The following is a 26,905-nucleotide window of genomic DNA, read 5'->3' on the forward strand; positions in this document are numbered from 1 at the left end:
ATAATCGGACAAGAGAAATCCCGATTAACCGAAATCATCTAATTCCAGCTAACAATTGCTATGAGTCTATTATCTATATTAAGCCTATTCATGAGATCAACCCGTATAAATAGCGGGGTGATGGCGATAGTTCCTCTGATAATATTAACGATTGGGTGTTCATCAAAAGAATCCTCTCAACCTTCTGTTGGTTCCCAAACTGCGATCGCCGCTTCTGTCACCCCTAATACTAAGCAGTTGAATCAGAATAAAATATCAGGAAAACCAGAAAATTTAATCTCTCAAAATTCTGCCAAATCTCAAACTTGTATCGAAGAAAATCCCTTTGATGAATCGGTTAAATTTGCCCTACAAGCCTCTAATTTAGCCCAAACTGCTCAATCTCAATCCGATTGGGATGAAGTTGCCCGCCTATGGTTACAAGCGGTGGCATGGATGCAAGCAGTTCCTGTTAATAGTCCTAGACGCACTTTTGCTGAAAAGAAAGTGGTTGAATATATGAGAAATTTAACCTATTCTCAACAGCAAGCCGCGCGTTCGGGTTCGGTTTCCCAGTTTCCTAGTTTTGATAGTGAACCTTTAGATCAACAATTAAAATTATATTTATCTTATTTGAGTACCGTGGGCAAACCTGATATTTTAATTGTGGGAAGTTCTCGCGCATTACAAGGAGTTGACCCCGCACAAATGCAGCAAGTTTTAGCTAAAAAAGGATATCAAAATCTAAGAATTTTTAACTTTGGGGTAAATGGTGCAACCGCGCAAGTTGTCGATTATATTTTAAGAGAAGTTTTAACCCCAGAACAATTGCCTAAATTGATAATTTGGGCCGATGGAGTTCGGGCGTTTAATAGCGGTCGAATTGATCGAACCTTTGAGGCAATTATGGCTTCCCAAGCCCATCAAAAAATAGCTGCGGGCATTCGCCCCCAATTAGCTAAAGCTGAACCAAATTCTCAAAAAAAATGTTATCAATTACCCAACTCTTGTAAACATAAAGATAACTCTAAATTTCAGTTTAAAACTTCTAATTTTGTTAAAAAAAATGATTATAATTTAGCTCACAATGCTTCTGATAATGCCCCATATAACTATCAGAATTTATTCTATCGTGCTTCAGAATTTAATTTTTCTACTACTCTTGTTTCTTTAGATGCCATTGAAGCCAATGGATTTTTACCCCTATCTATTCGGTTTAATCCAAATACCTATTATCAACAAAAACCCTATGTTTCAGGAACCTATGATGGGGATTATCGAGCGTTTAATTTAGGAGGAGAACAGGCTAGAGCGTTTGATTCGGTTGTTGCATTTGCGAGTTCTAATAACATTCAATTAGTCTTTGTCAATTTACCGATCACAGATGATTATTTAGATTCTGTTCGTTGGTCTTATGAAGTCGAATTTAATCGACAAATGAAACAGTTATCTCAGGAATATAGCTTTATTTTTATCAACTTATCCGAAAAAGTATTAAGGCAATATCAATATTTTGTTGATCCTAGTCATTTAAACCGCTATGGAGCCAGTTTAGTCGCGAGGGAAATTGCTACTAACCCGACTATTCCTTGGCCTAGTGTTAGATAAAATAAACAGGGTTTATTGTATTAAAAAACCCTGTTTTCTCCCAGGAATTATTCAGAGGGTAAATCACCAAAGCGATCGCGGTATTGTTGCAATACTGTTTCCATTTCTGCTAATCTTTGTTGAGCATTTTCAGCCCGTTGATATTCTTGTTCAGATCGTTGGCGTTCCTGTGCTAATTGTTCGCTAACTTCCTGATAGGATAGAAATGGGATACCATCGGGACGATAAATTTCTAATTCTTCCCCCGATAAATCAAAGCGAATACCTAAACGGGGACTCACCCAACCGTTAATTTCTTCAATCACATCTAAACCCATTTCCCGACGTAACCACCCTTTAAATTGATTCCTGTCCGGGTCATAGATGTAATATTCTTCTACTCCATAACGATCATAAAATAATAGCTTTTTCTCCATATCTGTTTGAGAATTACAAGGAGAAAGAATTTCAAATACAACTTGGGGAGAAACTCCATCTTCTTGCCATTGTTTATAGGATGGGCGATCGCCTTTAGGTCTACCCAGAGCAATCATCACATCCGGTGCTTGCACAATTGTATTGCGTCCTTCAACGGGATACCAAAACAAATCTCCGGCGACAAATACATTCGGATCATTGGTATAAAGTTGATCTAAATTCTGTTTAATAATAACAATCCAACGGAATTGTTTTGTATTATCAGCCATTGGTTTACCGTCACTTTCTGGGTAAATAATATCAGAAGATAGCAGAGGTTGTAGTTGAACCATAACTTTATTTTAGCTCTATCAATCTATTGTAATCAATTTATCTAATTTTGGCGACAGATCAGGGATAATAATAACAAGACTGTCAGAAATAATGGGATAGTATCATGGAAATTAAACAGGTAATTATCGCCCATAAAGCTAGAGACCCGTTAAGCAAACGCTGGGCGGAACAATATGCTCAACATTTAGAAAAGCGCGGATGTCATGTTTTAATGGGGCCCAGTGGTGCCAAAGATAACCCCTATCCGGTTTTTCTCGCTTCTCGTAATGTTTCAATTGATTTAGCAATTGTCTTGGGTGGAGATGGCACAGCTTTAGCCGCAGCCCGACATTTAGCCCCGGAAGGTATTCCCATTTTAGCGGCAAATGTGGGGGGACATTTAGGATTTTTAACCGAATCTTTTGAAGATGTTGAAAATAGTGAACTTGTCATTGATCGACTATTTGAAGATCGCTATGCGTTGCAAAGTCGGGTGATGTTACAAGCGATGGTTTATGAAGGAAGTCGAACTAATTTAGAACCCGTGAGCGATCGCTTTTTAGCCTTAAATGAAATGTGTATCAAACCCGCTTCCGCCTATCGAATGCCCACATCATTTTTAGAGATGGAAGTGGATGGAGAAGTCGTTGATCAATATCAAGGAGACGGTTTAATTGTGGGAACTCCCAGTGGTTCCACCTGTTATAATACCTCCGCCGGAGGGCCGATTTTACACCCCGGAATGGCGGCAATTAGTGTTACCCCCATTTGTCCTTTAAGTTTATCCAGTCGCCCGATTGTTTTACCTGCGGGTTCTGTTGTTAGTGTTTGGCCATTGGCTGACACGGAACATGATACAAAACTCTGGATGGATGGGGTATTAGCAACCTCTATTTGGCCGGGTCAACGGGTGGATGTTTCCATGGCAAATTGTGAGGCAAAGTTTATTATTCTGCGGGAAAATTATTCGTTTTATCAAACACTAAGAGAAAAATTACAATGGGCTGGGGCAAGAATTCGACATATTAATAATCATCGGAATTGAAGTGAATAGGAGACTCTCATACAAGATTAACTCGCTCAGAATCCGAAATACTCAATATCACCTTTGTAGATAGAGGTATAAAACTTCTATGTAGGTTGAATTGAAGCCAATGGAAATCCGACTGCAACACCTAATCCAAGAATTAGAAAACTTGCTAGAAGAAGAAACAGAAAGTTCAGACCATCCTTGGATGACTCGAACACTTTTAGAGCAGTTGTTTAATCAAAAATATGGATCTACCCTGGAAAATATATTAAAAGATTATGGCTATTTTGACCTGAAAACATTTCTGAGAAAAAGCCATATTTTTGCTATTTACGAAACACCAATTCCTCACAAGTTTTATATTGCTTTACTCCGAAAAACCGTTCCTGGCTATGAACATTCTTCAGGCAGCAATCAATCAATGTTTTATACAGTAAAGCGTCCCTGGAAAGTTGAGCGATGTATGATTAAAGATTTGCAGGATGAAGGATATTCTGAAAAATGTGCTAAAGTTGCCCCAAAAATTCAGAGTTCAAAGCCAATATTTAAAAAATTTAATCCTACTAATAAAAAAATTAAATCTCAGGATGATTTTAAATTTTATTTGGTAGAAATAGTTAAATATTTACTGTCAAATAACCCAGGAAATTATATCAAAATTGATGAACTAAACAAAATGTTCTACAGCAATTATGGTCAGTATCTCAGAGAAGTCAGGTGTAATATTTTTCCCGATATTAAATTGATAGATATACTCCAAACTATTCCAGAACTCAAATTAGAAAAAATCGAGTATACTTGGCAGATTACTCTTAGTATTAGCTGCGAGTGAGAAATATAGGATTATAGTGATAAACACCAAAAAACGCCCCCCTTTCGGAGAGCGTCTTTTGTATTATTTAGGTTAAAAATTAACCATTGATTTGAGGAGCAATCAAAGCCACAGGAGCAGATTCACCAGAAGCTAAGTCTAAGGGGAAGTTGTGAGCGTTGCGCTCGTGCATTACTTCCATACCCAGGTTAGCGCGGTTTAACACATCAGCCCAGGTATTGATCACGCGACCGGTAGAGTCGATGATTGACTGGTTGAAGTTGAAACCGTTCAGGTTGAATGCCATGGTGGACACACCTAAAGCGGTGAACCAAATTCCGATGACAGGCCATGCGCCTAACAGGAAGTGTAAGCTACGGCTGTTGTTGAAGCTGGCATATTGGAAGATTAAACGACCAAAGTAACCGTGGGCTGCAACGATGTTGTAGGTTTCTTCTTCTTGACCGAATTTGTAACCGTAGTTTTGTGACTCGGTTTCGGTGGTTTCACGCACTAAGGAAGAGGTAACTAAAGAACCGTGCATGGCGGAGAATAAACTACCACCAAAAACTCCAGCAACTCCTAACATATGGAAGGGGTGCATTAAGATGTTGTGTTCGGCTTGGAACACTAACATGAAGTTGAAGGTTCCAGAGATACCTAAAGGCATACCATCAGAGAATGAACCTTGACCGATGGGGTAGATCAGGAACACGGCGGCTGCTGCTGCAACTGGTGCAGAGTAGGCGACGCAGATCCAAGGACGCATACCTAAACGGTAGGACAATTCCCATTCCCGTCCCATGTAGCACAGAATCCCAATCAGGAAGTGGAAAATCACTAACTGGTAAGGGCCTCCGTTGTACAGCCACTCATCTAAGCTGGCTGCTTCCCAAATGGGGTAGAAGTGTAAACCGATGGCGTTAGAGGAAGGAACAACTGCACCGGAGATGATGTTGTTTCCGTATAACAGCGAACCAGCTACGGGTTCACGGATACCATCGATGTCTACGGGGGGAGCCGCGACGAAGGCGACGATGTAGCAGATGGTGGCGGTTAATAAGGTGGGGATCATCAGGACTCCGAACCAACCGATATAAATCCGGTTGTTGGTGGATGTCACCCAGTTACAGAACCTTTCCCAGATGGAGGCGCTTTCGCGCTGCTGAATCGTGGTTGTCATGTTAGGTATGTATTGCTATGTATTTGTCGAGGTTCGTCGGTAGTTGTTTTTCTACCTTGATTACTAATATGACACAGATGATTGCGTTTTGTAAAGAGGTTTTAATAAAATTTTTCCCAATCTATGTAATCAGGAAATCTTATATTTTGATTTCTGCTATATCGGGGTGGGGCGAGATTGCCTCGCCCAAAGAGTTTAACCAGGAGGCCATTGCAGTTGACGACCACCAAGAATATGAAAATGAAGATGATCTACAGTTTGTCCGCCATCTTCGCCAGTATTAATCACAACTCGATAGCCACCGTCTAGTCCCGCGTCATGAGCAACCTGTTTCACCTTCAACAGTAGATGTCCCATCAGTGCATGGTCTTCCGGTGTAGCATCAGCCAGTTGCGGAATAGTTTTTTTAGGAATAACCAGGATGTGAACCGGGGCTTGGGGGGCAATGTCCCGAAAAGCCAGACACAAATCATCCTCATAAACAATATCAGCCGGAATCTCCCGACGGATTATTTTGTTAAAAATCGTATCAGCCATAGGTTGATCCTGGGGTGAAAAAATTACACTCCTATTTAATTTAAGCTCTTAGCTGAGGTATTTAGACAATTTAGGAGATATTAACAATTTTCTATACAGAGCTGCGCTACGGATGGCGCATCTGCGTAAGTCCTGTTCCATGCAATACTGGTTTGTTTGATAGTGTTTAGCGTTTGAATATGATTGATATTCTGAGTTCGGGATTAGTTAGTGTTTGGTTGCAAATGGCGGGGATGGATCGGGCGGAACTCAATAATTCTGTATTGGAGAACTTGGAAACGGAGTTATCTCAGGTGGTGTTTCCCCAACAGCCTGATCCCGTTGCGGAAGAGGTGGTACAGCAATATTTGAATCGGTTATCGGCTAAGGGACTTTCCCAGGATGTCCAGGGGGTTTGGGTACAGTCAAGTTGGGTTCCTTTGGCGAAAAATTCGGGGACTACACCCCTGCCAGCCGCTTCTCTAACGAAGATAGCGACTTCCTTGGCATCCCTCCAGGTTTGGCCCCCTGAACATCGGTTTGAGACGATTCTAGGGGTGACTGGGCCGATTGTTGGCGGGGTGGTACAGGGAGATTTAGTAGTTACGGGGAATGGTGATCCGTTTTTTATTTGGGAAGAAGCGATCGCTTTGGGAAATAGTTTAAATCAAATGGGAATTCGCGGGGTCGCGGGTAATTTAATTATTACGGATCGTTTTTATATGAATTATGAAGTTGATCCGATGAAAGTGGGTCAATTATTAAAAGAGGCATTTAATTCCCAATCTTGGAAAGAAGAAATTATTGGTCAGCATTCTCGGATGACACCGGGAACCGCTAAACCTCAAGTTGTGATTTCAGGAAATATTATTGCTCAAACTGGGGCTGTGAATTCAACCCCAATTATTCGTCATCAGTCTTTAGCTTTAGTTGAAATTATTAAACAAATGAATATTTATAGTAATAATCTCATGGCTGAAATTTTAGCAGCTAATGTGGGCGGGGCTGCGAATGTTAGACAATTAGCATCACAAGCGGCGGGAGTTCCCATAGATGAAATTCGGTTAATTAATGGTTCGGGTTTAGAACCGGAAAATCAAATTTCTCCGAGGGCAGTTGTCGGAATGTTTATGGCTTTAGCTCGATATTTACAAGATACAAATCTTACCATTGCTGACTTATTTCCGATTGCCGGAATCGACACCCAAGGTACATTAGAAGATCGAAAAATTCCGGTTTATACTCCTGTTAAAACCGGAACATTATCAGATGTCAGTGCCTTAGCAGGAGTTCTACCAACCCGTGACCGAGGTTTAGTTTGGTTTGCTATTATTAATCGAGGCACAAATTTAGATGGGTTAAGAGCAGATCAGGATTTATTGTTACAGCAATTAGTGAGTAAATGGGCTTCTCCTGATAGCTTACCGGAATTAATTCAACCACATATTGATGGTCGTCGTCCGGGTATTGGTGATTCAAATCGCAATCAGATTTTAGTACAAACACCTTAATTTTTCCTCGTTCCAATGCTCTGCATTGGAATGCTAATTTTGAGGCTCTGCCTCAAATTATAACAGGAGGCAGAGCCTCCTTAATATCATTTCTAGGTAGAACCTAGAAACGAGGGAAAAATCGTCCCAACGTATTCGGTAACATCTGTAAATCAATTAGGATTAATTTCTTTCATAAACTTCCCATAAAAAATTTATAAGAAGTTTTTTCAATTTTCACCATACTTGATAAAAGCAGCTTTCCATCCACTCGGAGGAGGCCAATCTACACCTATTATTTCTAGGTCTTTTCTTGTCCATCCTCCTTTAGAAGTTTGCAAAGAATTAACTAATTTTTCTCTGGCTTCTGGAGTAATAGGAAGTTGTAATTTTTCTTGTTTTTCTAATTGTGAAGGAATTTGATCAGGATTTACTTTTTTAGTGTTTTCTGTCTCAGGATTTCTTGACCACGAATATAATCCTGTTTCTTGATCGAATGTAAAGTGAATTCCTTTAGCTTTTAACCGCTTGCGATGGCTATGGTTATAGACTCCAAAATCAACGCAAGTAAGATAAATATCTTTTAAATCATTCAAATATTGATTATCAACTATTTCTTCTGAGGGAATAATTTCAAAAACTTGGAAAACAAAATTTTCTTTGCCATACTTAATAACATCTTTAACTAGGGATCGATTGCCAGGATTGCCATTATTTTCAAAGGCACAAGCATGATTTTTATAAGCATTATATAAATTGGTTGTTTGACCGATATAAAATTTTTGTGTCAATTGATTAATAATTCCATAAATTCCGGGTTGACGAGGAATTTTGTGTTGAAGACTCATTGTAAAATAGCTTTAATCTATACCTAAAAGAATAATAATAACTTAAAAAGTGGCTTTAGTGGGTTTAAACTGATCAGTATTGATTATGTAATTAATGGTACATTACCAGATTTATCCCTTAATTATAAATCAGAGGCAACAATGAAGTTTGTATGAAATTTATTTCTTCTAAATAATTTTGTATTCTTTGAGTTGCAATTTCACAATATTCGGTTTTAATTTCAAAACCAATTACCTGACGATTTAAACTTAAAGCTGCGATCGCAGTTGTTCCAGAACCCAAAAAAGGATCTATAATTAAATCTCCCTCATAAGAAGATGCTTTAATAATCCGATCAATAACGGTAATGGGAAATTGTGCCGGATGAGAAGTTCGTTCTTTAGATGCGCGATTTTTACCGGATGTTACTTTAGGAAATGACCAAACATCCGTCGGATTTTTTCCTAATGGATTAACTTTAATTTTACCATTTTTCTTTTGATTCGGATATTTGACATTAGGATCTCGAATATCATCTAAATTAAAAATATAATTATTAGGATCTTTGACATACCAGAGAAATTTTTCGTTTCGAGGTGAAAAGAATTTTTTTCCAGCAACTCCTGCTCCATAATTCCAAATAATTTCTTGAATCAAATAAAAAGGTATTTTATCCCATAGTAAATAAGGAATCGGAATTGCCTTAGCAACACCAGGAATAGAAGTATAACCTAAGTTTAACCAAAATGCCCCGTTAGGATTAGTTACTCGATAAATTTCTTGAATCCATTCTATACACCAGCTTAAATAATGATTCAGAGGTAGACATTCTTCATATTCTTTGCCGATATTATAAGGAGGACTTGTAACAGTTAATTGTAAGCTATCAGAAGGGATCTTTTTTAAGACTTCTAAGCAATCTAAATTATAAATCAAGCAATTATTTGATTTATAATAAGGTTCACCCAAAATTTCAATCACTTCAGTTAAATTCATTTCTTGCCTTGAGGATATAGAAAAAATTGAATCAATCTAATTATAGCAAAATAATTAAATTTTGTATCAAAAGCAGTAATGATTTTTCTAAAATATGCTAAACTTGTTTATATATATGGCGACTGCATCACGTTACAAAAGCCATGGAAAACCCCATGCTTCTATTATGACTTGTTTGGGAACTTAGTTATAGATTTTAATTAAAATTAATCTGCTGTAAGTCTAACTCTTTTTCAAAAATTTCATCAATAGGTAACATTTGACCCTGAACAGTCATAAATTTATGATCTTTTGTCGCTCGAATAACTGAACCATCTTCTAGGTAATATTCAAAAACTTCTTGTTCACCTCGATGATGCCATTGAGCAATCGGTTGAGTATAGACATAACCCTGATTATTAACAGTATAAACTGTACATTCTATTTTTTCCTTAACAATTTTACCGATGGGCATTAACCCATATTCAACAGTCAAAATTTCTGTATCATAACTTAAACAATACTCCGCGAATTGAACCATTTGCTCAAATAACTTTTCTGCCAATTTTTGCACGACTCCATTTTTGGTTGCACCGTCAATAAAGAGTTCCCTTTGCTTCTGCATTTCTTCTGCTTTCTTTTTACCCATACAGTTGTGGGCAATAAAATTATTAGCAATAAAATTATGAGTTTCAGGAATGCTTAAATCAAACACTTCTTCTTTGCCTATATACTCAATTCCAACAATTTCATCCCAAAAAACATCCGATTCCGCGATCGCTTTTAATTGGTCATTTTGAAATGCAATCGCAAAATTTTCTACACGATGACGAGATAGACTACGAGAGGGTGTTTTCTGGAAATTTAAACCAGAAGACATAGTACCCCTTGCCACTCCCACAGTCTGATCAATTTTATCCCATGTCATCCTAGTTGCTTTTTTTGCCTGAGCAATTAATGTAATAACTTCCGGTGGAATTGTATGTTTTGATTGATTTTGAGCATCTGATATATTACTTTGATTCGTAATCGGGATAGTTTTGGCTAAACCCACGCGATCGCCAATTTCAAAGGACTTTAATGGTTGCCATCCTAAGACTGTATAGAAAAGATGATCGTCAGTGGCTTTAATTTGGTGATTCGTTTTCGTGGTAATTTGCCAAATATCCCGAACTCCATTCGGATGAATTTCCGTGATTGGTTTTTGAGTAATTTTTTGAGTATTAAGATTAAGAGAAAAGACTTTTCTACCTAACCAATATTCAGGAGATTGTGCAATTTCTTTTAAGGAAACTAAGTTTCCGGTAGCAGCATCTAAAATTTGCGTAGATCCACTCAAACATCGGCGAAGAATATCCGCTTGACCTAAAGAATAGCCCGCTAAATCTTGAGCTAATCTCATAATTTGTTCTTGAAAACATAAAATTCCATAGGTTTCTTTTAAAATTGGCTCTAACAGTGGATGATCATAGCTAATTTCATCCCGTCCATGTTTACGATCAATAAATTGGGGAATTAAACCCGCATCTAACGGCCCAGGACGATACAGCGCTAAAATAGAAGAAATATCATCTAAACAGGACGGTTTGAGTTTTTTAACAATATCTATCATCCCAGAAGATTCTAACTGAAAGATGCCATCTAAATCTCCTTTTTCTAGTAATTTATAGGTTTTTAGCACATCTTCAGGTAACTTTTTATGGGTTTTATAGGCATCTTGGGCTTTTCTTTCGATATCAGAAGGCAGTTTTTCGGGATCAATTTTATAGCCATATATTTCTTCAATATAATTAACGGCTTTTTGAATCATGGTTAAATTTCTTAACCCTAAAAAATCCATTTTTAATAGCCCAACGGCTTCTAAATCCTCCATATAATATTGAGTAATTACCGCCCCATCATTATTGCGTTGTAACGGAACAATTTCATCTAAAGACTGTTTAGAAATCACCACCCCTGCCGCATGAACTCCGAAGGTTTTATTAGTTCCTTCAATCCGAATTGCCATATCTAACCATTGTTTAACTTTAATTGTTCCCACTTCATCCCCGGCATCATTATGAATTGCCACATCTTCATTATCATAAGCCTCTTTGAATTCTGGCGCGGGACTTTGATCAGAAATCATCACTTTCAAACGGGCTGGTTTTCCCCGTGAAACCGGAATTAATTTCGCCATTTTATCCGAATTTTTATAGGAAATTCCTAATACCCGGGCGACATCTTTTAACACAGCTTTAGAAGTCATGCGGTTAAAAGTAATAATTTGGGCTACCTTATCGTCTCCATATTTATCAGTAACATATTTAATCATTTCATCTCGTCTTTCAATACAGAAATCCGTATCAATATCAGGCATAGATTTCCGTTCAGGATTTAAAAATCTTTCAAATAATAAACCATGATAAACCGGATCAATATTAGTGATTTTTAAAGCATAAGCTACTAATGATCCCGCAGCCGAACCTCGTCCTGGCCCGACGGCAATATTGTTATCTCTGGCAAATTTAATATAATCCCAAACCACCAAAAAGTAAGTCGAAAAACCCATCTGTTGCATCATTTTAAGCTCATATTCTAAGCGCTCTTTATAAACAGGTTTAATCTCGCTTCTGGTTTTAGCATTCATTCTTTGTAGTAACCCTTTCCAGGTAACTTCTTCTAAGTAAGTATCCGCCGTATGATCGGGTGGAATTGGATAGTCAGGGATACGAGGTTCTCCCAAAATGCCCTTATAGGGTTCAACTTTATTAGCAACTTCTACGGTATTATTAATCGCTTCTTGAATGATATCATTAGGTAGGTGATCTTGAAACAATTGCCCCATTTCTTCGGCAGATTTTAAATATTCTGTACCGCTATAGCGCATCCTTTTTTCTTCACTAATTAATTTTTGGGTATTAATACAAAGTAACGCATCATGGGCTTCCACATCATTACAGGAGATAAAATGGGAGTCATTTGTAGCGACAATTTTAATGTTTAATTCTTGACTAATTTTAACAATTTCAACGTTTACCATCCGATCTTCTGGAGAACCATGATCTTGAATTTCTAAATAAAAATCTTCTCCAAATACCCTTTGATACCATTGAGCGACTTCCCGCGCGACATCATAACGCCCTTGTAAAATTGCTTGGGGAATTTCTCCCCCTAAACAAGCACTGGTAACAATTAACCCTTCGTGATATTGTTCTAATAGTTCTTTATTGATACAGGGACGTGCAAAAATGCCTTTTCCTTGAAACCCTTCCAGGTGTGAAATAGTGGTTAATTTAACTAAGTTTTTATAGCCTTGGCTATTTTTAGCTAAGACCACTTGATGATATTTTCTTCGTTTCTTATTCTTCTCATCCTGAACTTTAACATCACCATTAATCACATACATCTCATTGCCAATAATGGGTTTTATTCCTTTATTTCGGCAGGTTTTAATTAACTCAATCGCCCCATACATAACGCCGTGATCGGTGATAGCGATCGCAGACATTCCTAACTCTAATGCTCGGTCAATTAATTGGGGTAATTGTGATGCCCCATCCAGTAAACTATAATCACTATGAATATGTAAACCTACAAAAGACATGGTTGAGTTCCTTAGTTAAATTAAACTTAAAATTAATTCAGATAAAATGATTGACTTCCGTAATATTAACACAGTTTGGGCTTCTGTATTAGTAGAAACTTTGGCCCAATTAGGATTAAAAACTGCTATTCTTTGTCCCGGTTCCCGTTCTACCCCTTTAACTATTGCTTTTGCTCAACATTATAGCATTGAAACTATCCCAATTTTAGATGAACGTTCGGCTGCTTTTTTTGCCCTAGGAATTGCCAAAAAATCGGGTTTACCGACGGTTTTAGTTTGCACTTCTGGAACCGCAGGAGCTAATTTTTATCCTGCTATTATAGAAGCTAAAGAAAGTCGAGTTCCTCTATTGATTTTAACCGCAGATCGCCCCCCTGAATTACGAGATTGTCATGCAGGACAAACAATTGATCAAGTTAGATTATATAATAATTATCCTAACTTTCAAACAGAATTAAGCATCCCTAGTTTGGATTTAGGATTGTTAGGTTATTTGCGACAAACCTTAATTTATGCTTGGGAGCGATCGCAATTTCCTATTTCCGGCGTTGTCCATCTGAATATTCCCTTTCGCGATCCTTTACACCCGGTATTTCAACCAGAAACAGAAGCATTAAAAGCCATATTTCCTGATGATTTTTTTGCTAAAATAAATCTATCAAAAACTCAAATTTTCTCTAATATTGATATATCTAATTATTTGAAACTATGGTATAATTATTCTCAAGGAATTATTGTTGCCGGAGTAGCTCAACCTGAAAATCCAGAGGTTTATTGTCAAGCGATCGCCCATCTTTCTCAGCACTTAAATTATCCCGTTTTAGCCGAGGGATTATCCCCCGTCAGGAATTATTATAACCTCAATCCCTATTTAATTTCAACTTATGATTTAATTCTGAGAAATTCAACCTTAGCGGAAAAACTCGCCCCGGAAGTGGTGATTCAAGTTGGAGATTTACCCACCAGTAAAACCCTGAGAAATTGGTTAGAACAACAACAACCAGATTGTTTTATCCTAGATCCTAGTTATCAAAACCTAGATGGATTACATGGAAAAACTACCCATCTCAGGATATCAATAGAACAACTATCAAAACAAATTGATCCAGCTAAATATCCTAAACAAATTCATTTAGATCAATCTAATTTATATGCTAATTATTGGTATGAATTAGAAACTCAATCCAGAAATAATATTGATAAAAAACTAAATCTAACTCAATCATTGATAGAACCCAAAGCCGCTTGGTTACTCTCTCAAATTCTACCTAAAAATACACCAATTTTTATTTCTAATAGTATGCCCGTGAGGGATGTAGAGTTTTTTTGGTGTCCGAATAATTTAAACATTCAACCCTTTTTTAATCGAGGGGCAAATGGGATTGATGGAACCCTATCAACTGCTTTAGGAATTGCCCATCATCAGCAAAGCAGTATTTTATTAACGGGGGATTTAGCCTTACTTCATGATACCAATGGATTTTTAATCAGAAATAAATTTATCGGACATTTAACTATTATTTTAATTAATAATAATGGCGGGGGAATTTTTGAAATGTTGCCAATTTCTCAATTTGATCCTCCCTTTGAGGAATATTTTACTACCCCTCAAAATATTAATTTTGCTCAATTAGCAGTAACCTATAATATTGAGTATGAACAAATCCAATCTTGGGAACAACTGCAACAAAAATTAAATCCTCTCCCCCAAACAGGTATTAGAATCTTAGAAATACCAACAAATCGTAAAACTGATACCCAATGGCGACAAAAATATTTAAAACAACTCGCAGAAGGGTTAACTTTTTAGAAATCCAGTTTATTAAGTTGCCAAACTCTCCTACGTTTTGTTATTTTCTCCTTTATGCTATAATTAGGTAATTGGAATTTAGCAATTTTGGTGATCGCTCGTTATTAACTATTAATCAAGATCCCTACCTTCTTTAATTCTCCACATCACCTCCTCTATCTGCTGCTTTCCATCTACCTCAAACATAAATTATGACGAATAAACCATCATTCGACCTAGCGAAGCAGGGTGATCCCCAAGAAATTGCTAGATTAATCACTTATTTAATTAAAGAACAAGAGATTATTGCTTTCGCTGAACTCAAACAAGATTATCTTGAAATTACCTTAGAGTCTACTTCTGTTCCTCACCAACAAAAATCTGTTAAATTTGTTCAAAGAGTAATGGAAAAATTAAACTGTCCTTATATTAAATCAGTTTTAATTCAAGGTAAAGAATTAGCACTGGAAAAACCTGTTTGGACTGAATGTATTAGTTTAGGTAAAAAAACTAAGCTCGTCAAAAACAAATCGAGCTTTAATTTTATTACCTGGTTAAAATGGCCAGCTTGGTTTCCCTATCCCAATTCGTGGTTGAGAACAATTGTACTAATTATCTGGGTTATATTTATTATTAAAATAACTACATTTTGGGGAGGGTTTATAGGGGTTATTATTTCAGATATAGAAACCGATCCTCGACCTTTTTTACAAGCATTAGGAATAGCATTTTTAATCTCTGGAGTAATTTATTCCTACGCGCACCACTGGATTTTTAACCGATCATTACGATATTTTTCTCCTTGGACACCCCATTATAAAAGTTTATGGGAAGGAATTTATGCCTTAATTGTCTTCTTTTTATCTATACTAATTGTTTTAGGGGTTTTAATTCCCTTTTATCCGATTCAGGATTGTTATTCTTATATAACGCAAAACTTTCAAATTCAATATTGCCGTTTTGGAGATCATCAGGAATGGGGAAAATTAGCAGGATTATTACAGATTTTGTGCATTTTGTATCTCTATCAAATTGAATATCTAATCTGTAAAAATCCTCAAATTAAGAAAAATATGATTTTAATGGGGTGTATCGGTTTAATTACGGCGGTATCAATTCCTCTGTATTCTAAAAATATAGAAAATATTCAAAATTTAGGTTCTTGGGTTGTTTCTTATCTTCCTGAATGGGGGCGAACTGAAAAAATTGAAACGGTTAATAAAACTGAGGTTTCAACTATTCTTAATCAAAATAGTGAAACCCCCACTGAAATTAATTATTTTCGAGACGCTATTGCAACAGCAACAAATGCTGCTAATTTAGCACAAACATCTAAATCCAAAGATGAATGGGAATTTGTAGCGAGTCAGTGGAAAAAAGCGATTGAAAATATGAAAGCTGTTTCGACTTCTGATATTAATTATAGTAAAGCACAACAACGGGTTATTCAGTATCAAAAAAATCTGGATTATGCTCGTTTGGCTGCTAGTCGTGCTAAATAGTAAAACTAGCTAGACAACTTCTGACCTCAATGTGCTAAAGTTAAAGTAGATTAGGGCTATTTTTACAGCAAAATTTGATTAATATGCTTGAAAATATAGAAATTCAAAATTTTAGATGTTTTGAAGATACTAAAATTTTAGGGTTTAAACGAGTGAATTTGATCGGGGGTAAAAATAATGCAGGCAAGACAGCTTTTTTAGAAGCTTTACTGTTGCACAACTTTCCTCGCCCTAAAAGTATAATTGAACTTAAGAAAATTAGGAGAGAGTCTTCAGAGATTTCAAAATCCAGACCTGAACGCACTTGGGATAATTTTTTTTTAGATCAAAAATATCAAGAGAAAATAAAAATTATTGGCAAGTATTCAGAAGATTTGAAAACCGTAGAGATTTATGTTTCTGATACAATTAACTCTGATTTTTTTGAAGATCAAAAAGATATTAAAAAATTGATTGAATTTATTTCTCAAAATGAATCAGTAACATCACTTAATATTAAAGTTACTCAAAATCAAGAGAGTATATCTGAATCTTCGGTAATTGCAAGCTCAAACGGAATAATTTCAGTAAGTGGTTCAGACTCAACTGATATACCTATTATCCCCTCTGGTTTAAGAATGTCGAATAAAGAGTTAGCTGAAGCTTATGATAAAGCTCGTTTAGATGAAAAAGATGGTGAAGTTTTAAAATTATTACAAATTCTTGATTCATCAATTCAAGAAGTAGATAGTTTTTCTATTGGTGAACCTACTTTATATTTAAGAAGCATCAATAAACGTCGCTTACCGATTTCACTGTATGGAGATGCTATTATTAGGGCTACAACTATTATTTTGAAATTAATCAATAACAATCATAAAATTTTGTTGATTGATGAAATTGAAAATGGCATACACTATACTAATCAACGAGAATTTTGGAAAACTTTATTTCGACTATCAACAGAACTAGATACCCAAATTTTTGCCACAACCCACAGTTTAGAAATGATTCAATCTTTTGGAGATGTAGGCTTAGAAACAGATGAAGAAATGAGTGCTTATTTTGAACTAGCAAGACATCCTAAAACTAACGATATTATAGGAATTAAGAGGGATGTAGAAACCTTAAAATATGCTTTAGAACATGGAAAAGGAGTTAGAGGTGAGTAATCTTTTAATTGTGGAAAGTAAAAATGATAAATTTTTTCTTTAAGCTCTGATTGAGGAACTAAATTATGATATTGAGATTGATGCTCCTATTTTTATTGATGACTATGAATGTTTAGAAGGATTAAGTGAAAAAAGGCTAGTAGAGGCTTTAAAGTCCTTGTTAGCTGATATTCAAAAAAGACAAATTAGTAAAATTGGAATTGTGATCGATATTGATCTCCATTCTACGCAAGAGCGTTTGCAATTTATTAATAAATGTTTGCGACAGGTTTTTACTTTAAATAATGAATTTTCTGATATATCACAATTCATAACTGTCAATATTCCTGGCTATGATTCTATTGAAATAGCTTGTTATTTTACCCATGTCGAAGGTCAAGGAGAGTTAGAAACTGTCTTAAAACTTATTAAAACCAAAGAATCTACTTATGCAGATTGTTTAGAGAGTTGGAGAAACTGTTTGGAAAGTAATAATAAATTGATTAAGGATAAAGACTATGATAAATTTTGGATTAGTAATTATCTTCGATTTGATACTTGTTTTGGTGACGATAAAAAGCAAGCAGAAAGAAAATGTAGCATGAAAAATTTTGAATATATTATGGAAAATAAAAAAGATATCTGGAATTTTAATCACTCTGTTCTCGATGAGATCAAAGAATTTTTGCACCTTTTCGTTGCTGAGAGTTGATCAAAATGTAAAATTGATTATCCTTCGTCTTATAAATGTTGTTGTAATTTTGTGTAAGTATGGCTGGACATAGTAAGTGGGCGAATATTAAACGCCAAAAAGCAAGAGTAGACGCGGTAAAAGGTAAAGTGTTCGCAAAAATTTCCAGGGAAATTATTGTGGCGGCGCGTCAAGGGGGCGACCCGGCGGGAAACTTTCAATTGCGAACTGCGATTGAAAAGGCAAAAGCCGCGGCAATTCCCAATGATAATATTGAACGAGCGATCGCAAAAGGGGCGGGGAAACTGGGGGCTGGAGCTTCCGAGTTAGAATTTATTCGTTATGAAGGCTATGGGGTCGGGGGCGTGGCGATTTTAATTGAAGGACTCACGGATAACCGCAACCGGACGGCGGCGGATTTACGAGTGGCTTTTAGTAAAAATGGCGGTAATTTGGGGGAAACCGGATGTGTAAGTTGGATGTTTGACCAGAAAGGTGTTGTTACCTTAACCGGGCCAATTGATGAAGAAAAACTTCTGGAAACCCTCGTAGAAGCAGAAGCCCAATCCTATGAATTAACGCCTGTTAATGATACCGATGGGGCAGAAGTTTATACAGAAATTACGAATTTAGAACAGTTAAGCCAAGTTTTAAGGGAACATAAATTTTATGTTGTTGAGGCGGAATGGCGTTGGATTCCTAATAATATCATTGAAATTAATGATATTGAAAAAGCCCGATTGCTAATGAAGTTAATGAATGGTTTAGATGATTTAGATGACGTGCAGAATGTAACGGCAAACTTTGAACTATCTGATGCTTGTTATCAAGCTCTTTATAATGAATGAAATGCTTGACTCCTTTGATCATAACTTTAGTTGCGGTTTTGCCCCTATCTATTCAGGCTTTAGCCAGCCCAACTCTGACTTTTTCTCGAAGTTTAAAACTTCCCTTAGTTCCTAATAATTTGGAATCAAATACTACAATATTATTGAGTATTTTTTCTTTAAATGCGATCGTCAGACTGGAGGGTTTAAATTTACCCCATCCCAAAACCATCGGTGAGGCGACAATTCCACTTCAACGATTAGAAGGAAGTCAAGTATTTACCCTACAGCTTGATATTGGGGGAAAATCCGGTAGCTTTTTATTGGATACGGGAGCATCCACAACCATGATTGCCAACACTGTTGTTCAGGAGTTGGGATTAATAGGAGAACCGATTCCGAATCAGGGGTTAGCCTATGCCGTAGCGGGGAATGATTGTCCGAATATGAATGCTATTTTACACCGTTTACCCCCGTTAGTAATTAATCAAGTTCGAGTCGAAGAATTGCGGGGTTTAGAATTTTCTACAACGGTAATTCCCGAAGAATTATCGGGAGTATTGGGAATAGATTTTTTAAGGAATTTTGATCTGAAATTAAATCCTAAAACCCGTCAATTACAATTGCTGAATCCTTCGGCTTTACCTGCTGAATTTGTCCCTGAAGCTATCCCCTTAAAAAGTCGTTTGGGAGTGATGTTAGCCTCGGTTAAAATTAATGATCAAGGGCCGTTTACGTTTCTATTAGATACGGGTGCTGATACTATTTTTATTTCTAAACAGTTAGCTAATCAAATAAAAATCAATCATTCTGATCGGCAACCGATTCAAGTTCAGGGTTTTTGTGGGTTAGAAGATGCAGAAGTTTCTCGTTTGGAAAAAGTCACAATTCAGGATTATGATCAAAATAATTTAGAAGCTGTTATTTTATCATCTCCAGTTTTGGATTTACTACAAATTGATGGGATTATTGGTCAAAGTTTTTTAAATCAATATCAACAATATTGGCGGTTTAATTCTCCTACTCAATCCCAAGACTTTCAAGGAAGTTTATTATTAGTTCCGATAAAATGAGAAACCAGGCTTATTGAGAAAAACCTGGTTTCTGTAGAATTACAATCCTAAATCCAGTTTCCAGTATTTGAGAGTTCCGGTATTCTCAGGAATAGCATCGACAACTTTTAACTGCCAATTTCCCTGGGCGGAAATATTGATAAATTCTCTCAAATACAGTGTATTTTGTAAGTTATAGGTCGTTTTCAACTGAGTTTTAATCCCTAAAGTTCGATTTTGGAGTAGTACCTGATCTCCATTAGGTGCAACTAACCAAACTTCAATATCCCCCAAGAAACTATGTTCAATCTCCACCGTTACCTGGATATCCTGAATCGGACTGGTTTCTGTAATTGCAATTGAACTACTAACCCCATTTGGGTTATTATCAGGAATCTCAACACTTTGACTATTTTCTTGAGAAATATTCCGAGAAATTTGTTGCTGCACCATGCGTCTATTTTTTGCCATTTCCACAGCCTTAAACGCATTGACTTTGCCATAGCCAAACCATTGAGAATAGCCATTTTTATCATAATTTCCCATCCGAATTCCCAACTGAGGATCAGGATCAGAATCCACAATTTTATCCGCACTTTGTTCAAGAATTCGGCGAACTTCCTGGGCCGTTAAGGTCGGATTCACCGATAACACTAAAGCCGCCACCCCAGCCACCACCGGAGTTGCACTTGATGTACCCCCAAAATAGGGCGTAAAATCCGATGGATCATAACCTCCGGCTCCCGTGCGGTCAGTAGTAAAGACCCCCAAACCGGGCAACGTCCCCTTCAGGACTGGAGGCGTACCGATATAGCCCGTTTCCTGTAACCACATCCCCGGAGGCGCATTATTACTCGGAGCACAGACTGAAACCCCAACTCCCCAGTTACTATAAGCAGATTTTTTACCCAAACTATTAGAAGCAGAAACCGTAATCACATCGGGATGAACCGCAAATCCAGCCAACCATTTCACCCGACCGCTAATAATATCATTCGGCCAACCGGATTCATCGAGCATACCATTCACCGGACGATTGGCATTTCCAGCGGCAAAAACCACTACACAACCTTTGCCCTTACGACCCTTGGTTACGGCTTTACTAATCGCTGCTTTTTGTCGGGCTGAGAGGGGAAAATAAATCGCACTCGCCCCCCAACTACAGGAAATCACCGCCGCCCCCTTATCAATGGCCCAATTAAAAATCTGTTCCACCGATTCATCATCTAAAAATCCCGTTGTCCGAATTGGCATCAAGGCACAACCCGGAGCTACCCCGACAATTCCTACTCCGTTTTCTTCAGCCACCGCTACCCCGGCACAAGCGGTTCCATGATTATCCGTAGGGGCTTCTGGAAGCGGAAGATTATCTTTGCCTTTTAAGTCTAAGGGGGCAACAATTTTACCGACTCCTTGGAAATCTGGGTGATTGATGTCTACAGAATCATCACTAATAGCCACCACCACAGAACGAACTCCCCGGGTAATATCCCAAGCTTTTTCGCTGGAAATATGGGAACCTGGTGCGAGTTGGTTGCCCCCATTATGGTTGAGATACCATTGCTTATTGTATAGAGAATCCCGAGGAACATAACAGGGCTGACTTCTAATTACAATATTAGGTTCAGCTAGTAAAACTTGAGTATTCCGGGTTAAACGATTAGTAATTTTTAGGGGATTCTCAGAGGAATTAGGTGTCATTTCATAAACAAAACCATGGGGTAAACTGTCTATGGGTTTTAACTCTTTTAATCCAAATTCTGAAACAATAGACGCTCGTGTTGAGGGATCAACTTCTTCTTTAAACTGAATTGTAAGCTGATTCGTTAAATAGACGACGGAGCTAGGGTCACTATCGAGTTGGTAAACATGACTAGCAAATTTAATATTCTCAGAATTCCGAGCTAATTCCATTGCTTCGTCTAGTTGCTCAGAAGCCACTTGTAATTCCTCTAAGGAAGGGGGAACACTGCTGGCGTGTTGCATCGGAATCGGCGGCTGGGGTAAGTCTTTGATTTGGGTGTCAGGAGAGGATAGTTTGACGGTAAAACGGTCGGGGACTTTATTCAGGATTAATTCTTCGCCCCCCCGTTGCAAAACAAAGCCAATACTCTCGTCAGGAACACCAATGCCCTGATAGTTTTGTTGTGGAACGTTTGATGAGTTAACTGATGATGTCATAATTTAATCTATCCTTATCTCCTTAAAGGTTTAAATCTCGCTTAATCAAGTTCAGATAGATTTATTCTGAACGGTGTGGGAGATGATCGATCTATTCATGATCCCCTCCCCCCAAAAAAATATAACCCGTATCGGTTGAGTCAGGATCAGGTTATTGCCAGAGTATGGGATTGCTCAAGATTAATGATAAGATCCATGAGGTTTAATGTTTTTTTTTATCGCGTTCGCGCAATTGAGTCATGGTATCCTCTGGAACTGTTAGCTTCCTTCGACTTACAGCTTATCTGTCTATCCCCCTAATGGTGGCTTGGGGTGTCTTGTCGCCATTTCAGGTTAATGCTCAAGAATCTTCTCCAACTGTTGCCCAGGGGAATGTACAGATGGGGGGAGAAACGGACACAGAGGTTGCGCCACCATCGGGTGATTTAGCACCCCTCAATCCTAATGATATTCGTCCTTTGTCCCTTGATAGTAGTTTTTTGAGTATTGAGGGCGGAAAACGGCTGATGCAAGAAGCTGATACCGCCGTTGCCCGTGAAAATTATGCTGAGGCAGAAAAAAAATTCCAAGAAGCTCGTCAAGTTTTTAACCAGTTATCTAATTTTTATCAACAGTTAGCGGGTAGTTTTTCTGGCGTCGATAACCGAATTGCCGATGGTTTTAGGAATTCAGCCCGGGACACGGCACAAATGCGCGATACCGCTACTTATCAGTTAGCCTTACTCCACCGAGCTAAAAATCAACCGGAATTGGCTGTCCCTCTATTAATTCAAATTATCCGCTCCCAAGCCCCCACCCGGGACTTAGGCAAAAAAGCTTATCAACAATTATTAGAATTAGGATTTGTGACTGACCCTTTCCCCCGGGCGGGTAACACAACAACTCAACCAACTTCTACGGCGCAATAAGAGAGCAGGGGAAGCAGGAGAGGCAGGGGAAATTATTAACTTCTGATTCCTCAATCCTGTTTCCTCTAAAATATTTGAAATACTATGGTTTGGGAATAGCATTGACACTCTCACCGTCTGAAGACACGCTCGATTCTGCGGACAGAATTAGTTTAATCTAATTCTCGCTACGATTGCCAAATATCGTCTACTGAGTTGATCAAGCGACAAACCTAATCTTCCCGATACTTTTACTCTCAAATCAAGACACTTTCAGAATCCATCACTAAGCCAAATCGCGGTACGCTCCCTATCCTGCCTTTACTTGCTCTTTCTTGTCATACTGCCATTAGAATTAAATCTAACCGTTGTTTCGCGGGAGCCGGGATTTCTCCGATACTAGGATAGTTCAACACGCAGATGTTTATTCTTACTTGTGTTTTTTGATTCTATCACATCTTTTTAAGCTCCTCATGGGAATTTATTCCCCTGAGTCGTGTTTCCTCTCAGGTCTGAAGACACTGAGTTTCCACACTCCCATCCTTTTCTTATGATTACACTGAATCAAGTTGAAGCAATGATTAAGTCAGAATTACCGAATGCGGTGGTTCAAGTTCAAGATTTGGGCGGAGGTGACCATTTACAAGCAATTGTGGTGTCTGCTGAATTTGAAGACAAGACTTTAGTAGAACAACACCAAATGGTTTACAAAGCTGTTAAGGAAGCAATGGCTACCGAAGCTATTCATGCTTTAGCATTAAAGACCTACACCCCCCAAGAGTGGGCAAAAGCCAGTTCTGGGGCTTAATTGTACCTAAACTCCGATCTAGCTTAACGCCCAAATTCTTGGAAATCAGTTAGACTCAAATCTGGGATTCTATGATCGTTTTGCCGATCGATTAACCTATCCAAACCTACCTCATTTTATTAATAAACCATGACGACAGACCCACAGGAAAAAATTAAAGATCTGATCACGAAAAACAAAGTCTTTGTTTTTATGAAGGGAACAAAGCTCATGCCAATGTGCGGTTTTTCTAATAATGTTGTACAGATTTTAAATAGTTTGGGGGTTCCTTTTGAAACCCTAGATGTTTTAGAAGATTCTGAAATTCGCCAAGGGATTAAAGATTATTCCAACTGGCCGACGATTCCCCAGGTCTATATTAACGGCAAGTTTGTTGGCGGTTCTGATGTGCTGATTGAACTATATCAAAAAGGTAAGTTACAGGAACTTGTAGAAGTGGCACTTGCTTCATAAAACGGTTGTGGGGTTTTGGGTATAGGGTTTGGGTTGGAGTTGATTCCTCCCTAACCCTCTATCCCGTTTTCCCCTATTCCCAAACCTTTGGGTGACTTTCTAAGTTAATAATAATCGACTTGACGTTGAGGCATCGGCATTTCAAAATTTGAGGGGTCGTAAATATATCGAGTCGCTTCTTCCTCCAAACGACTAATTAAATAGGGTTCTAAGCCATTCGTGTGTCTGAGGGCGGCTAAGTAACCGTCTAAATATAACCTGAGATCATCATAACGATAACCTCGGTTCCACATCTCGACGAGGGCGTCGGTAAGTTTCTGATAATGGCGAATCGTTAAGGTGTCCTGAAGCATGGTTTGAATGGGGTTTAATGGGTGATTACTGGACTGAATTAGGAGGTTGGGGCCCGATTCCGAGAATAAGACTCGTCTATCCTTATGTTAGCTCTTTCCATCTTAACTTCAAATCAAAATTACCCCGGTTGGCTTTGATACTTTTGACTATTAAGGTTATGGGGAGGTAACAGTAGCTACAAAATCAGAAAGATTACCCTGTTACTCTTAAACTCAACATTGAAGAAGGAAGCTCGCATTCGTGGGATCTGCTTGTATTTCAATTATTGAGGGAAACCCGCATTTACGGTCGCTCTTGGGTTGGCATTTACAGCACGTCGGTTATTTGGTTCATCAGGCGGCTGATTTGCACAGTGCAAGGGATATCTTCTATGCCCATCAACCCAACTTAGTGATTTTGGACGCTGAATTACCAGAGGGAAATAGTTTAGAATTTTGCCAATGGCTTCAGCAACAGCGACAATCTTTAATTCTGATGTTATCGTCTCGCACAACGGAATCCGATATTGTCCGGGGCTTGAGGGCGGGTGCTGATGACTATTTAGCAAAACCTTTTGGAATGCAGGAGTTTTTGGCGAGGACAGAATCCTTAATGCGCCGTAGTCGCACCATTGTTCCGCCAACCACCTTGGATTATGGATCTCTGAAAATTGACTTGGTACAGCGTCGCGTACGCTTACAGAGTCAATTAATTGAACTGACTCCCCAGGAATATAGTCTGCTCTATGTTCTCGCTCAAGCCTGTGGAGAACCCTTGACTCGTTCAGAACTATTACGACGAGCTTGGCCAGATGCTATTGATAATCCTCGCACGATTGATACCCATGTTCTTTCGTTACGGAAAAAGTTAGAAACTGACCCTCGCCAACCGAATTTAATCCAAACTGTTCGGAATATTGGCTATCGTCTCAATTTAGAAATTCTGAAAGCCGAAACGGTTCGTACCGTTAGACTCAATGGTAAATATCCACCCATTCGAGGGGTGAAAACAGAGAGTAGTGCTTGATCTGATCGGGATTCTGGGAATAATCAAAATCTAATCCTTAACTTTGATTATTCCCTATTCTCTGGGGATTATTTCAGGGTGAGGGCGGTGGAAATTGTCCAAATATCCACTAAGCCCAATAATAAACTACAGCCAAATAAAATAAAATACATCCAGGGTTGAGCCAACGGACGGACATCGGTTGTATCAATTCCTGTTTTTTCTTGTACTATTCCCACAAACTTGGCAAACCCAGCCATTCGCATCGGGAGTAAATAGCCTTCTCCTGTGTGGCTAACGAAATAATAAACCAGTCCTCCTTGTCCGGTGGTTCTAGGTTTCAATGCTTTGATCTGATTCCACGGTAATGACCAACCCCGACGGAATATCAGAGTAAACCAAGGAACATAACTCACCTTAATCCCCTCATTATCTACTATTACTCTTTCTGTTAAAAGTGCTGATAGGGCGATCGCTCCGATCCCAATTCCTAGCCAAAGTAACATCGGAGAAACGGGAGCATTAACCGCTTTTGACAAAAAAGGTAAGGGGATCATCAACACCGCATATAAACTTAACAGCGTGATTCTAATAATTGGAGACAGGCGAAATACAATTGGACTAGATAACGCTACGGATTCTACTGTTTCAACAGTCATTTTTAAACAGATTTTAAATTGATTAACCTTCAGAAATTCCACCACGATTTTGTAAGTCGCAGTGGAATCTCTCCGGTGAATTTTGAGATGATTTTATTATCGTTTTTTTGTAAATTAATCAACAGAAGTTAAAGCCGGAGTGGTTAAAGGTTCCTGTTTAACTGTACGCTTATTGGCAAAATTTCTGGATTGAGGATTTGGAGTTAACGGTTTATCCTCATAGCTGATAGACTGTTGATCAATCTGGAGCCGATCACAAGGAATATTATCAGCAATAATTGCGCTCGCCATACTTCCAGTATGGATTTCTAAAGTTGCTTGTGGAATCGCTTCAAAAACTAAGCGTTGTCCTGGGAATACCACCCGCTCAAAGTACCAATTGGGGACATTGGTGATCCGAGCGATCTGAATATGGCTGGTAGCATTGACATAGCAGCACAAAATTCGACCAGAACTATTTGACGGTAGGGGATCAAGAATTTGAGCCATATCTGAATCTGGGGGCTTTAAGCTAAACGTTTTACTGACTAATCGTTACGTTAACATTTGTTGATCCCAGTTGGTTGTAACCCCGACTACCAATCCCTAATTATACTCATCGAGCCAAAATTTTTAGTCAATTCACTGGTTTTAGCTGATTTTGAAGAAATTATTTCCAAAAATAGACCTTCAAAACCTTCGGATAGGTATGGTAGAGATCGGTTGTCCCTTGTCCCATCGACTTATTGAAATTATTGAAACTTAAGGAATTTCTCAGATTCGTGACCCTAAAGGGCGGAAAATTTGTTATATTGTTAAGGAATCTTAAGCAAAGTCGATATAACTTCACCGATTTCAACCCAAATCCCGCCCG

24 protein-coding genes are annotated in these 26,905 nt (G+C 38.1%); 14 read left to right on the plus strand and 10 right to left on the minus strand.

The annotated features are described in order from the left end of the window. Positions 1–90: 90 nt before the first annotated feature. On the plus strand, positions 91–1,587 hold the full coding sequence (locus tag AC559H_RS15960; protein ID WP_026795983.1) for a DUF1574 family protein: 1,497 nt from the start codon (positions 91–93) through the stop codon (positions 1,585–1,587). A 47-nt stretch (positions 1,588–1,634) separates the two neighbouring features. On the opposite strand, the gene AC559H_RS15965 is transcribed toward AC559H_RS15960, so the two are convergent. Further along, complete coding sequence (locus AC559H_RS15965; protein ID WP_026785309.1) at positions 1,635–2,336, minus strand: Uma2 family endonuclease; 702 nt, start codon at positions 2,334–2,336, stop codon at positions 1,635–1,637. Positions 2,337–2,440: 104 nt separating this feature from the next. Between AC559H_RS15965 and AC559H_RS15970 the strand changes: the two genes are divergently transcribed. Together AC559H_RS15970 and AC559H_RS15975 are read left to right on the plus strand one after the other, a co-directional pair. Further along, positions 2,441–3,361 carry an NAD(+) kinase gene (locus tag AC559H_RS15970; protein ID WP_026785308.1) on the plus strand — a complete coding sequence of 307 codons (921 nt, stop codon included), beginning with the start codon at positions 2,441–2,443 and terminating at the stop codon, positions 3,359–3,361. Between the two features lie 109 nt (positions 3,362–3,470). After that, entirely contained in the window at positions 3,471–4,178 is a 708-nt protein-coding gene (locus AC559H_RS15975; protein WP_026795984.1) for an OST-HTH/LOTUS domain-containing protein, read from the plus strand. 79 nt (positions 4,179–4,257) lie between these two features. Here the strand turns inward: AC559H_RS15975 and psbA are convergent, their stop codons facing one another. Next, positions 4,258–5,340 carry a photosystem II q(b) protein gene (gene psbA, locus AC559H_RS15980; RefSeq protein WP_026787323.1) on the minus strand — a complete coding sequence of 361 codons (1,083 nt, stop codon included), beginning with the start codon at positions 5,338–5,340 and terminating at the stop codon, positions 4,258–4,260. 195 nt (positions 5,341–5,535) lie between these two features. Then, positions 5,536–5,877 (minus strand): histidine triad nucleotide-binding protein, encoded by a 342-nt coding sequence (locus tag AC559H_RS15985; RefSeq protein WP_026785307.1) that lies wholly within the window; start codon positions 5,875–5,877, stop codon positions 5,536–5,538. A gap of 179 nt (positions 5,878–6,056) precedes the next feature. On the opposite strand from AC559H_RS15985, the gene AC559H_RS15990 reads away from it, so the two are divergent. After that, positions 6,057–7,367, plus strand: a complete 1,311-nt coding sequence (locus tag AC559H_RS15990) for a D-alanyl-D-alanine carboxypeptidase (protein WP_026795985.1) — start codon at positions 6,057–6,059, stop codon at positions 7,365–7,367. A 209-nt stretch (positions 7,368–7,576) separates the two neighbouring features. Here AC559H_RS15990 and AC559H_RS15995 read toward each other — a convergent pair whose 3' ends face one another. The 3 genes from AC559H_RS15995 to dnaE form a co-directional block, all read right to left on the minus strand. Next, complete coding sequence (locus AC559H_RS15995) at positions 7,577–8,194, minus strand: GIY-YIG nuclease family protein (RefSeq protein WP_026798543.1); 618 nt, start codon at positions 8,192–8,194, stop codon at positions 7,577–7,579. A 118-nt stretch (positions 8,195–8,312) separates the two neighbouring features. After that, positions 8,313–9,170 (minus strand): DNA-methyltransferase, encoded by an 858-nt coding sequence (locus AC559H_RS16000; protein WP_036843938.1) that lies wholly within the window; start codon positions 9,168–9,170, stop codon positions 8,313–8,315. Positions 9,171–9,366: 196 nt separating this feature from the next. Then, on the minus strand, positions 9,367–12,735 hold the full coding sequence (gene dnaE / locus AC559H_RS16005) for a DNA polymerase III subunit alpha (RefSeq protein WP_071782640.1): 3,369 nt from the start codon (positions 12,733–12,735) through the stop codon (positions 9,367–9,369). Between the two features lie 46 nt (positions 12,736–12,781). On the opposite strand from dnaE, the gene menD reads away from it, so the two are divergent. From menD to AC559H_RS16035, 6 genes are all read left to right on the plus strand, one after another. After that, a complete protein-coding gene (menD, locus tag AC559H_RS16010) occupies positions 12,782–14,545 on the plus strand; it encodes a 2-succinyl-5-enolpyruvyl-6-hydroxy-3-cyclohexene-1-carboxylic-acid synthase (protein WP_026785304.1) in 1,764 nt (587 codons plus the stop codon). A 191-nt stretch (positions 14,546–14,736) separates the two neighbouring features. Further along, on the plus strand, positions 14,737–16,026 hold the full coding sequence (locus AC559H_RS16015; RefSeq protein WP_026785303.1) for a hypothetical protein: 1,290 nt from the start codon (positions 14,737–14,739) through the stop codon (positions 16,024–16,026). A gap of 83 nt (positions 16,027–16,109) precedes the next feature. Further along, positions 16,110–17,177, plus strand: coding sequence for an AAA family ATPase (locus AC559H_RS16020; RefSeq protein ID WP_026785302.1), 1,068 nt, complete (start codon positions 16,110–16,112; stop codon positions 17,175–17,177). A 49-nt stretch (positions 17,178–17,226) separates the two neighbouring features. Next, positions 17,227–17,868, plus strand: a complete 642-nt coding sequence (locus AC559H_RS16025) for a DUF3226 domain-containing protein (protein WP_330949120.1) — start codon at positions 17,227–17,229, stop codon at positions 17,866–17,868. 59 nt (positions 17,869–17,927) lie between these two features. Then, a complete protein-coding gene (locus tag AC559H_RS16030; RefSeq protein ID WP_026795989.1) occupies positions 17,928–18,695 on the plus strand; it encodes a YebC/PmpR family DNA-binding transcriptional regulator in 768 nt (255 codons plus the stop codon). Next, complete coding sequence (locus AC559H_RS16035) at positions 18,692–19,747, plus strand: retropepsin-like aspartic protease (RefSeq protein WP_036831414.1); 1,056 nt, start codon at positions 18,692–18,694, stop codon at positions 19,745–19,747. The genes AC559H_RS16030 and AC559H_RS16035 overlap by 4 nt, the downstream gene beginning before the upstream one ends. A 39-nt stretch (positions 19,748–19,786) precedes the next feature. On the opposite strand, the gene AC559H_RS16040 is transcribed toward AC559H_RS16035, so the two are convergent. After that, complete coding sequence (locus tag AC559H_RS16040) at positions 19,787–21,907, minus strand: S8 family serine peptidase (RefSeq protein ID WP_026795990.1); 2,121 nt, start codon at positions 21,905–21,907, stop codon at positions 19,787–19,789. Between the two features lie 239 nt (positions 21,908–22,146). On the opposite strand from AC559H_RS16040, the gene AC559H_RS16045 reads away from it, so the two are divergent. From AC559H_RS16045 to grxD, 3 genes are all read left to right on the plus strand, one after another. Then, a complete protein-coding gene (locus AC559H_RS16045) occupies positions 22,147–22,815 on the plus strand; it encodes a hypothetical protein (protein ID WP_026795991.1) in 669 nt (222 codons plus the stop codon). A gap of 529 nt (positions 22,816–23,344) precedes the next feature. Continuing rightward, the gene (locus AC559H_RS16050) at positions 23,345–23,602 is read left to right on the plus strand and encodes a BolA family protein (protein WP_026795992.1); all 258 of its coding nucleotides are present in this window, start codon (positions 23,345–23,347) and stop codon (positions 23,600–23,602) included. Positions 23,603–23,731: 129 nt separating this feature from the next. Beyond that, entirely contained in the window at positions 23,732–24,055 is a 324-nt protein-coding gene (gene grxD / locus AC559H_RS16055) for a Grx4 family monothiol glutaredoxin (protein ID WP_026795993.1), read from the plus strand. Positions 24,056–24,159: 104 nt separating this feature from the next. Here grxD and AC559H_RS16060 read toward each other — a convergent pair whose 3' ends face one another. After that, a complete protein-coding gene (locus tag AC559H_RS16060) occupies positions 24,160–24,408 on the minus strand; it encodes a DUF6761 family protein (protein ID WP_026785295.1) in 249 nt (82 codons plus the stop codon). Between the two features lie 241 nt (positions 24,409–24,649). Between AC559H_RS16060 and AC559H_RS16065 the strand changes: the two genes are divergently transcribed. Beyond that, positions 24,650–25,414, plus strand: a complete 765-nt coding sequence (locus AC559H_RS16065) for a response regulator transcription factor (RefSeq protein WP_026795994.1) — start codon at positions 24,650–24,652, stop codon at positions 25,412–25,414. A 68-nt stretch (positions 25,415–25,482) separates the two neighbouring features. On the opposite strand, the gene AC559H_RS16070 is transcribed toward AC559H_RS16065, so the two are convergent. Together AC559H_RS16070 and AC559H_RS16075 are read right to left on the minus strand one after the other, a co-directional pair. Further along, a complete protein-coding gene (locus AC559H_RS16070; protein ID WP_026795995.1) occupies positions 25,483–26,052 on the minus strand; it encodes a hypothetical protein in 570 nt (189 codons plus the stop codon). 114 nt (positions 26,053–26,166) lie between these two features. Beyond that, complete coding sequence (locus tag AC559H_RS16075) at positions 26,167–26,541, minus strand: DUF1830 domain-containing protein (protein ID WP_026785292.1); 375 nt, start codon at positions 26,539–26,541, stop codon at positions 26,167–26,169. Positions 26,542–26,905: the final 364 nt, after the last annotated feature.

This window comes from Planktothrix prolifica NIVA-CYA 540, assembly GCF_963864145.1.
GTDB classification, from domain to species: domain Bacteria; phylum Cyanobacteriota; class Cyanobacteriia; order Cyanobacteriales; family Microcoleaceae; genus Planktothrix; species Planktothrix agardhii.

Coding starts and splice junctions, on each gene's coding strand:
- AC559H_RS15965 (WP_026785309.1), bottom strand. CDS start 2,336: ATGGTTCAACTACAACCTCTGCTATCTTCTGATATTATTTACCCAGAA.
- AC559H_RS15995 (WP_026798543.1), bottom strand. CDS start 8,194: ATGAGTCTTCAACACAAAATTCCTCGTCAACCCGGAATTTATGGAATT.
- AC559H_RS16045 (WP_026795991.1), top strand. CDS start 22,147: ATGGTATCCTCTGGAACTGTTAGCTTCCTTCGACTTACAGCTTATCTG.
- AC559H_RS15975 (WP_026795984.1), top strand. CDS start 3,471: ATGGAAATCCGACTGCAACACCTAATCCAAGAATTAGAAAACTTGCTA.
- AC559H_RS15990 (WP_026795985.1), top strand. CDS start 6,057: ATGATTGATATTCTGAGTTCGGGATTAGTTAGTGTTTGGTTGCAAATG.
- AC559H_RS16030 (WP_026795989.1), top strand. CDS start 17,928: ATGGCTGGACATAGTAAGTGGGCGAATATTAAACGCCAAAAAGCAAGA.
- AC559H_RS16035 (WP_036831414.1), top strand. CDS start 18,692: ATGAAATGCTTGACTCCTTTGATCATAACTTTAGTTGCGGTTTTGCCC.
- AC559H_RS16000 (WP_036843938.1), bottom strand. CDS start 9,170: ATGAATTTAACTGAAGTGATTGAAATTTTGGGTGAACCTTATTATAAA.
- AC559H_RS15960 (WP_026795983.1), top strand. CDS start 91: ATGAGATCAACCCGTATAAATAGCGGGGTGATGGCGATAGTTCCTCTG.
- psbA (WP_026787323.1), bottom strand. CDS start 5,340: ATGACAACCACGATTCAGCAGCGCGAAAGCGCCTCCATCTGGGAAAGG.
- menD (WP_026785304.1), top strand. CDS start 12,782: ATGATTGACTTCCGTAATATTAACACAGTTTGGGCTTCTGTATTAGTA.
- AC559H_RS15985 (WP_026785307.1), bottom strand. CDS start 5,877: ATGGCTGATACGATTTTTAACAAAATAATCCGTCGGGAGATTCCGGCT.
- dnaE (WP_071782640.1), bottom strand. CDS start 12,735: ATGTCTTTTGTAGGTTTACATATTCATAGTGATTATAGTTTACTGGAT.
- AC559H_RS16050 (WP_026795992.1), top strand. CDS start 23,345: ATGATTACACTGAATCAAGTTGAAGCAATGATTAAGTCAGAATTACCG.
- AC559H_RS15970 (WP_026785308.1), top strand. CDS start 2,441: ATGGAAATTAAACAGGTAATTATCGCCCATAAAGCTAGAGACCCGTTA.
- AC559H_RS16020 (WP_026785302.1), top strand. CDS start 16,110: ATGCTTGAAAATATAGAAATTCAAAATTTTAGATGTTTTGAAGATACT.
- AC559H_RS16060 (WP_026785295.1), bottom strand. CDS start 24,408: ATGCTTCAGGACACCTTAACGATTCGCCATTATCAGAAACTTACCGAC.
- grxD (WP_026795993.1), top strand. CDS start 23,732: ATGACGACAGACCCACAGGAAAAAATTAAAGATCTGATCACGAAAAAC.
- AC559H_RS16015 (WP_026785303.1), top strand. CDS start 14,737: ATGACGAATAAACCATCATTCGACCTAGCGAAGCAGGGTGATCCCCAA.
- AC559H_RS16070 (WP_026795995.1), bottom strand. CDS start 26,052: ATGACTGTTGAAACAGTAGAATCCGTAGCGTTATCTAGTCCAATTGTA.
- AC559H_RS16040 (WP_026795990.1), bottom strand. CDS start 21,907: ATGACATCATCAGTTAACTCATCAAACGTTCCACAACAAAACTATCAG.
- AC559H_RS16075 (WP_026785292.1), bottom strand. CDS start 26,541: ATGGCTCAAATTCTTGATCCCCTACCGTCAAATAGTTCTGGTCGAATT.